We start from the raw sequence: 6959 nt of genomic DNA on the forward strand, positions 1-6959 counted from the left end.
CCGCCGACCTCGCCAAGGAGGCGCCGGGCGAGGCCGTCCGCGCCTGGGGCCGGCTCGGCTACCCGCGCCGCGCCCTGCGCCTGCACGGCGCCGCGGTCGCCATAACGGAACGGCACGGCGGCGACGTACCCACCGAGCACGCGCAACTGCTCGCCCTGCCGGGCATCGGCGAGTACACGGCCGCCGCGGTCGCCTCCTTCGCCTACGGCCAGCGGCACGCCGTCCTGGACACCAACGTCCGCCGGGTGCTGGCCCGCGCGGTCACCGGCGTGCAGTACCCGCCGAACGCCACCACCGCCGCCGAACGCCGCCTGGCCCGTGCCCTGCTGCCCGAGGACGAGCGGGTCGCGGCCCGCTGGGCCGCCGCCTCCATGGAGCTCGGCGCGCTGGTGTGCACGGCGAAGAACGAGTCGTGCGCACGCTGCCCGATCGCCGCGCACTGCGCCTGGCGGCTCGCGGGCAAGCCCGCGCACGAGGGGCCGCCGCGCCGGGGGCAGACGTACGCCGGCACCGACCGGCAGGTTCGCGGCAAGCTGCTCGCCGTGCTGCGGGAGGCGCACACGCCGGTGCCGCAGACGGTGCTCGACCGGGTCTGGCACGAGCCGGTCCAGCGGGCCCGGGCGCTGGACGGGCTCGTCGCGGACGGCCTGGTGGAGCCGCTGCCGGGCGGACTGTACCGGCTGCCGCTGACCTGACGCATGGCCACTTCACAGGAGAACGACAGTTCCTGAGGGCGTCGCGGGCGCGCGTGTCACGCTCCCGCGCGCCACCCGGCACCCCAAATCAGCGTAAAAACCAGCAAATCGGGCCACCGCCTTACCCCGTTCCTACTTCCGTTACACAACCGACGCACAGCCGAGTGCTGACCGCGGTCTGCCTCGGACAGCGCCGTGACAACACCTCCGTACCTTCAATCGCGTGCCCGAGGGGCACCGGACGGCTGCCGACCACAGCCCGTCCGCCCACAGACATGGGAACCGGCGGCAGACGGGCCGGAAAACGGGGATCGGAGGCGGTGGAACATGGCGCAGGGAGAGGTGCTCGAGTTCGAGGAGTACGTGCGCACCCGGCAGGACGCGCTGCTGCGCAGTGCGCGCCGGCTGGTGCCGGACCCGGTCGACGCCCAGGACCTGCTCCAGACGGCGCTCGTGCGGACGTACGGCCGCTGGGAGGGCATCGCCGACAAGCGGCTCGCGGACGCCTACCTGCGCCGCGTGATGATCAACACGCGTACCGAGTGGTGGCGGGCCCGGAAGCTGGAGGAGGTCCCCACCGAGCAGCTCCCCGACGCCTCGGTCGAGGACTCCACCGAGCAGCACGCCGACCGCGCGCTCCTGATGGACGTCATGAAAGTCCTCGCTCCCAAGCAGCGCAGTGTCGTCGTGCTGCGACACTGGGAGCAGATGTCCACTGAGGAGACGGCCGCCGCCCTCGGCATGTCCGCGGGTACGGTCAAGAGCACGCTGCACCGGGCGCTCGCCCGGCTCCGCGAGGAGCTGGAGGCCCGTGATCTGGTCGCACGCGCGCTGGAGCGTGAGGAGCGGGAGCGTTGCGCGGCCTGACCGGCAGGGACACCGGCCCTGGGCCCCTCGTGGCCGGGGACACCGTCCAGGCGGTGAGTACGGCGGTGGCCGTGCTCGCCGCCCTCGCCCTCCTGGTGTCCGCCTGCGGGACCGGGGGCACCGGGGCACGTGACGAGGGTCCGGCCCACGTCGGCCCGGCGGCGAGCCCCGCCGCCACGCCCGCCCTCAGCCCCACCGCCCAGGCCGAGCGGGTGGACGCGGTCCGGCTCATCGAGCAGGACCCGCAGGTCTCGGCCGCGGTCAAGCGGGCCCTGAAACCGTGCGTGGCCGACGAGTACCCCGTCGACGTGTCGTACGGCGATCTGACCGGGAACTCCGTCGACGACATCGTCGTCAACGTACTGACCTGCGGGGACGCGGTGGGCGTGGGCGCCTACGTGTACCGCGGGCGGGGCGGCGGGTACGAGAACGTCTTCAAGGCCGAGGAGCCCCCGGTCTACGCCGAGATCGACCGCGGCGACCTCGTGGTGACCAAGCAGGTGTACGCGAAGGGCGACCCGGTCTCGAGCCCGTCCGGCGAGGACGTGATCACCTACCGCTGGTCCTCCGCGGGCCGGTTCGTCAAGGAGTTCAGCACCCGCAACGAGTACAGCCAGGCCGTCGGGGGTGACCTGGTGGTGACCCCCGACGACTGACCTGCGGGGTCCGCCCGGCCGGGGCGCGCGGGAGGGCGGCGGCGGCCGCGGGACGATTCCGGTGACGGACGCGGGACGATTCCGGTGACGGACGCGTTCACCCGGTGAGCGCGCCCCCACGGCGACGCACGACGAGAAGCAGACGAGAACCACGAGGACCACGAGGACTGAGAGCACCCGGATGGCAGAGCAGATCCACGTCCTGTTCGTCGAGGACGACGACGTCATCCGTGAGGCCACACAGCTCGCCCTGGAGCGCAGCGGCTTCGCGGTCACGGCCATGCCCGACGGGCTGTCGGGCCTGGAGGCGTTCCGGGCCCGGCAACCCGACATCGCGCTGCTGGACGTCATGGTCCCCGGCCTCGACGGCGTCAGCCTGTGCCGCCGCATCCGCGACGAGTCGACGGTTCCGGTGATCATGCTGTCCGCGCGCGCCGACTCGATCGACGTGGTCCTGGGCCTGGAGGCGGGTGCCGACGACTATGTGACCAAGCCGTTCGACGGGGCCGTCCTGGTCGCCCGGATCCGCGCGGTGCTGCGCCGCTTCGGGCACGCCGGCGGCGTCCGGCCCGGGGCGGACTCCTCCGCGGTGGACGGCGGGGTGCTGACCTTCGGCGAGCTGGAGGTCGACACCGAGGGGATGGAGGTGCGCCGGGCGGGCCGTCCGGTGGCGCTCACACCCACCGAGATGCGGCTGCTCCTGGAGTTCTCCTCCGCGCCGGGCACGGTCCTGTCCCGTGACAAGCTGCTCGAACGGGTGTGGGACTACGGCTGGGGCGGCGACACGCGCGTGGTCGACGTCCATGTGCAGCGGCTGCGTACGAAGATCGGCCAGGACCGCATCGAGACGGTCCGCGGCTTCGGCTACAAGCTGAAGGCCTGAGCGGGGCGGCCATGCGGGGGATCATACGGCGCCTGCTGCCGAAGCGCCTGGAGCACGCGGGGATCCGTACGGGGCTGAGGTGGAAGCTCAGCGCGGCCATCGCGCTGGTCGGCGCGCTGGTGGCGGTCGCGCTGAGCCTGGTCGTGCACAACGCCGCGCGGGTGTCGATGCTCGACAACGCGCGCGACCTGGCCGTCGAGCGGGTCCAGATCGCCCAGCGGAACTACGAGCTGTCGGGGCGGGCGAACTTCCCCGGCGTCAAGATCGACGACCCTGAGCTGCCGCTCCCGCTGCGGGAGAAGGTCGAGCAGGGCCGGCGGGCGACGTATGTGAGCGACCACACGGGCAAACTGGCCCACATCTGGGCGGCCGTGCCGGTCAAGGACGGCCATGTGCTGTCCCTGCACACGCACTTCACCGACCGCAGTACGAACATCCTCAACGACCTCGACCAGGCGCTGGTCATCGGCTCCATCGCGGTCGTTCTCGGCGGCAGCGCGCTGGGCGTGCTGATAGGGGGCCAGCTCTCGGGCCGGCTGCGCAAGGCGGCGACCGCGGCCAACCAGGTCGCCAAGGGCGAGACGGACGTACGGGTCCGGGACGCCATCGGCGGTGTCGTACGGGACGAGACCGACGACCTCGCGCGCGCGGTGGACGCGATGGCGGACGCGCTGCAGCAGCGGCTGGAGGCGGAGCGCCGGGTCACGGCGGACATCGCGCACGAGCTGCGCACTCCGGTGACCGGGCTGCTGACGGCGGCCGAGCTGCTGCCGCCCGGCCGGCCGACGGAGCTGGTCCTGGACCGCGCGAAGGCCATGCGCACGCTGGTCGAGGACGTGCTGGAGGTGGCCCGGCTCGACGGCGCCTCCGAGCGGGCCGAGCTGCAGGACATCCTGCTGGGCGAGTTCGTCGCCCGGCGGGTGGCGGCCAAGGACCCGGACGTCGAGGTGCGCGTGGTGCACGAGTCGGAGGTCACGACCGACCCCCGGCGCCTGGAGCGGGTGCTGTTCAACCTGCTCGCCAACGCCGCCCGGCACGGCAGGCCGCCGATCGAGGTGACCGTGGAGGGCCGGGTCGTCCGGGTGCGCGACCACGGCCCGGGCTTCCCCGAGGACCTGCTCGCCGAGGGCCCGAGCCGCTTCCGCACCGGCAGCAGGGACCGCGCCGGGCAGGGCCACGGCCTCGGCCTGACCATCGCCGCCGGCCAGGCCCGTGTCCTCGGCGCCCGGCTGACCTTCCGCAACGTCCGCCCGGCGGGCGCCCCGGAGCACGTTCCGGCCGAGGGCGCGATCGCCGTGCTGTGGCTGCCGGAGCACGCACCGACGGACACGGGCAGCCATCCCCTGCTTCAGGGGCAGTAGGCGCTTCCGGGGCGGTGGCCCCTTCCAGGACGGTGACCGCTTCCGGGGCCGCCGCCCCTTCCAGGGCAGTGACCGCTTCCAGGACAGTGGGTGCTCCCGGGGCCGCGGCCGCTTCCGGGGCCGTGGCGCCGGCGGGCGGTCAGACGGCTTCCACCACGCCCGCCCGCGCCTGTGCCTCGGTGCCGCCGTCCCGGTCCCGGCCGGCCGGTCCCGCTCCCTTCAGCGGGACCTCCTTGACGAACACCGCGGCGACGAGCACGGTGACCGACACCACGGCGCCCAGCAGGAACGCCGAGTGCGTACCGGCGGACACCGCGTGCTGGTAGGCCTCCCGGGCCTGGTCCGGCAGCGTGGCCAGGCTCGCCGCGTCCAGCTGCGCGGACTTCTCGGTGGCCGCCGAGCCCAGGGCACCGCCCCGCTCGGTCATCTCCTGCTGGACGCGGTCGTTGAACAGCGCGCCCATGACCGCGACGCCGAAGGAGGAGCCGAGCGTACGGAACAGGGTGGTGGACGAGGAGGCCACGCCCATGTCCTTCATCTCCACGCTGTTCTGCGCGACCAGCATGGTGATCTGCATCAGGCAGCCCATGCCGGCACCGAGGACGGCCATGTACAGGCCGGAGGTGAGACGCGTGGTGCCGGTGTCCATCAGGGACAGCAGGTACAGCCCGGCCGTCATCAGAACGCCGCCGAGGATCGGGAAGATCTTGTACCGGCCGCTGTTGGTGGTGACCCGGCCGGCGATCAGCGACACGACCATCATCGCGCCGAGCATCGGCAGGAGCAGCAGCCCGGAGTTGGTCGCGGAGGCGCCCTGCACCGACTGCTGGTAGAGCGGCAGGAAGAGCACCGCGCCGAACATCACGAAGCCGGTGATGAAGCCGATCAGCGACATCAGGCTGAAGTTGCGGCTGCGGAAGATGTGCAGCGGCACGATCGGCTCGGCCGCCTCGGCCTGCCAGAACACGAACCCGACGAGCGTGGCGACACCGATCGCGGTGAGCACCATGATCCGCGCGGAGGTCCAGGCGTACTCCGTGCCGCCCCAGGTGGTGACGAGCACGACGGCGCAGATGCCGACGGTCAGCAGCACGGCACCCAGGTAGTCGATCCGGGCCTGCGCCCGCTTCTTCGGCAGGTGCAGTACGGCGCCGATCGCGACGAGTGCCACCGCGCCGAGGGGGAGGTTGATGTAGAAGGCCCAGCGCCAGCCCCAGTTGTCCGTGATCGTGCCGCCGACCAGCGGGCCGCCGATCATCGCCAGCGCCATGACACCGGCCATCATGCCCTGGTACTTGCCGCGCTCACGGGGCGGGATCAGATCGCCGATGATGGCCATCACGCCGACCATCAGACCGCCGGCGCCCAGGCCCTGGACGGCGCGGAAGCCGATCAGCTCTCCCATGTTCTGCGCCATGCCGCTCAGCGCCGAACCGATCAGGAAGACCACGATCGAGGTCAGGAAGACGCCCTTGCGCCCGTACATGTCGCCGAGCTTGCCCCACAGCGGGGTGGCCGCGGCGGTCGCGAGGGTGTAGGCGGTGACCACCCACGACAGGTGCTGGAGTCCCCCGAGTTCACCGACGATCGTCGGCATCGCGGTGCCCACGATCATGTTGTCCAGCATCGCGAGCATCATCGCGACCATGAGTGCGAGCAGGACGACCCGCACGCTCCTCGGTTGTTTGCCTGCCTGACCGGCATCCGGTCCGGCTGTCGCGCTGTCCTTCATCCGTTCTGTTCCCCCAGTCGATTGCTACTTACTTGCCGACCGGCAAGTTGACTAGACTCGGAAAAAGTAGACCCGCCCCTAGCCGGTCGTCAAGTAAGTTTCGGCGGCCGGCCGGCAGGTAGGTTCTCAGTGAGCGCGAGGAGTACGAGGATGGGCGTCACCATGCACGGCACCAAGCAGCAGCGCCGCGGAAACACCCGCCGGCGCATCCTGGACGTGGCGCTGGAGCTCTTCGCCGAGCAGGGCTACGAGAAGACCTCCCTGCGGGAGATCGCCGAGCACCTGGGCGTCACCAAGGCGGCCCTGTACTACCACTTCAGGACGAAGGAAGAGATCCTCGTCAGCCTCTTCGAGGGCCTCACGCAGCCGGTGGAGGAGCTGATCGAGTGGGGCCGGCGGCAGCCGCACACCCTGGAGACCAAGCAGGAGATCGTCCGCCGTTACGACCGGGCGCTCGCGGATGCCGCGCCGCTGTTCCGCTTCATGCAGGAGAACCAGGCGACGGTGCGGGAGCTGCGCATCGGAGGCGCCTTCAAGGACCGGATGCGCGGCCTGAAGGACATCATCATCGACCCGGACGCGAGCCTGGCCGACCAGGTCCGCTGCGTCAGCGCCATCTTCACCCTGCACGCCGGGATGTTCGTCATGCAGGACCTCGGAGGCGACCCCGAGGAGCGGCGCGAGGCCGTCCTCGAGGTCGCCATCGATCTGGTGACCCAGGCCCACCGGGGCGCGCACGGGTCCTGACACGGGTCCGCCGCCCGC

6 protein-coding genes and 1 pseudogene are annotated in these 6959 nt (G+C 71.9%); 6 read left to right on the top strand and 1 reads right to left on the bottom strand.

Features of this window, described 5'->3' with window-relative positions:
- The 5 genes and pseudogenes from RH94_RS08255 to cseC all read left to right on the top strand — a co-directional run.
- Positions 1–695: pseudogene (locus tag RH94_RS08255) on the top strand (A/G-specific adenine glycosylase); the annotation flags it as partial.
- 327 nt (positions 696–1022) lie between these two features.
- The gene (locus RH94_RS08260; RefSeq protein ID WP_073946976.1) at positions 1023–1562 is read left to right on the top strand and encodes a SigE family RNA polymerase sigma factor; all 540 of its coding nucleotides are present in this window, start codon (positions 1023–1025) and stop codon (positions 1560–1562) included.
- Entirely contained in the window at positions 1550–2218 is a 669-nt protein-coding gene (locus RH94_RS08265; RefSeq protein ID WP_073946977.1) for a hypothetical protein, read from the top strand. Before RH94_RS08260 ends, RH94_RS08265 begins: the two co-directional genes overlap by 13 nt.
- 181 nt (positions 2219–2399) lie before the next feature.
- Complete coding sequence (gene cseB, locus RH94_RS08270) at positions 2400–3101, top strand: two-component system response regulator CseB (RefSeq protein WP_073946978.1); 702 nt, start codon at positions 2400–2402, stop codon at positions 3099–3101.
- Between the two features lie 11 nt (positions 3102–3112).
- Entirely contained in the window at positions 3113–4462 is a 1350-nt protein-coding gene (gene cseC, locus RH94_RS08275) for a two-component system sensor histidine kinase CseC (RefSeq protein ID WP_073946979.1), read from the top strand.
- Between the two features lie 139 nt (positions 4463–4601).
- Here cseC and RH94_RS08280 read toward each other — a convergent pair whose 3' ends face one another.
- Complete coding sequence (locus RH94_RS08280; protein ID WP_073946980.1) at positions 4602–6194, bottom strand: MDR family MFS transporter; 1593 nt, start codon at positions 6192–6194, stop codon at positions 4602–4604.
- Between the two features lie 150 nt (positions 6195–6344).
- On the opposite strand from RH94_RS08280, the gene RH94_RS08285 reads away from it, so the two are divergent.
- Positions 6345–6941 (top strand): TetR/AcrR family transcriptional regulator, encoded by a 597-nt coding sequence (locus RH94_RS08285; protein WP_073946981.1) that lies wholly within the window; start codon positions 6345–6347, stop codon positions 6939–6941.
- Positions 6942–6959: the final 18 nt, after the last annotated feature.

The organism is Streptomyces kebangsaanensis, from assembly GCF_001906585.1.
Classification (GTDB): Bacteria; Actinomycetota; Actinomycetes; order Streptomycetales; family Streptomycetaceae; genus Streptomyces; species Streptomyces kebangsaanensis.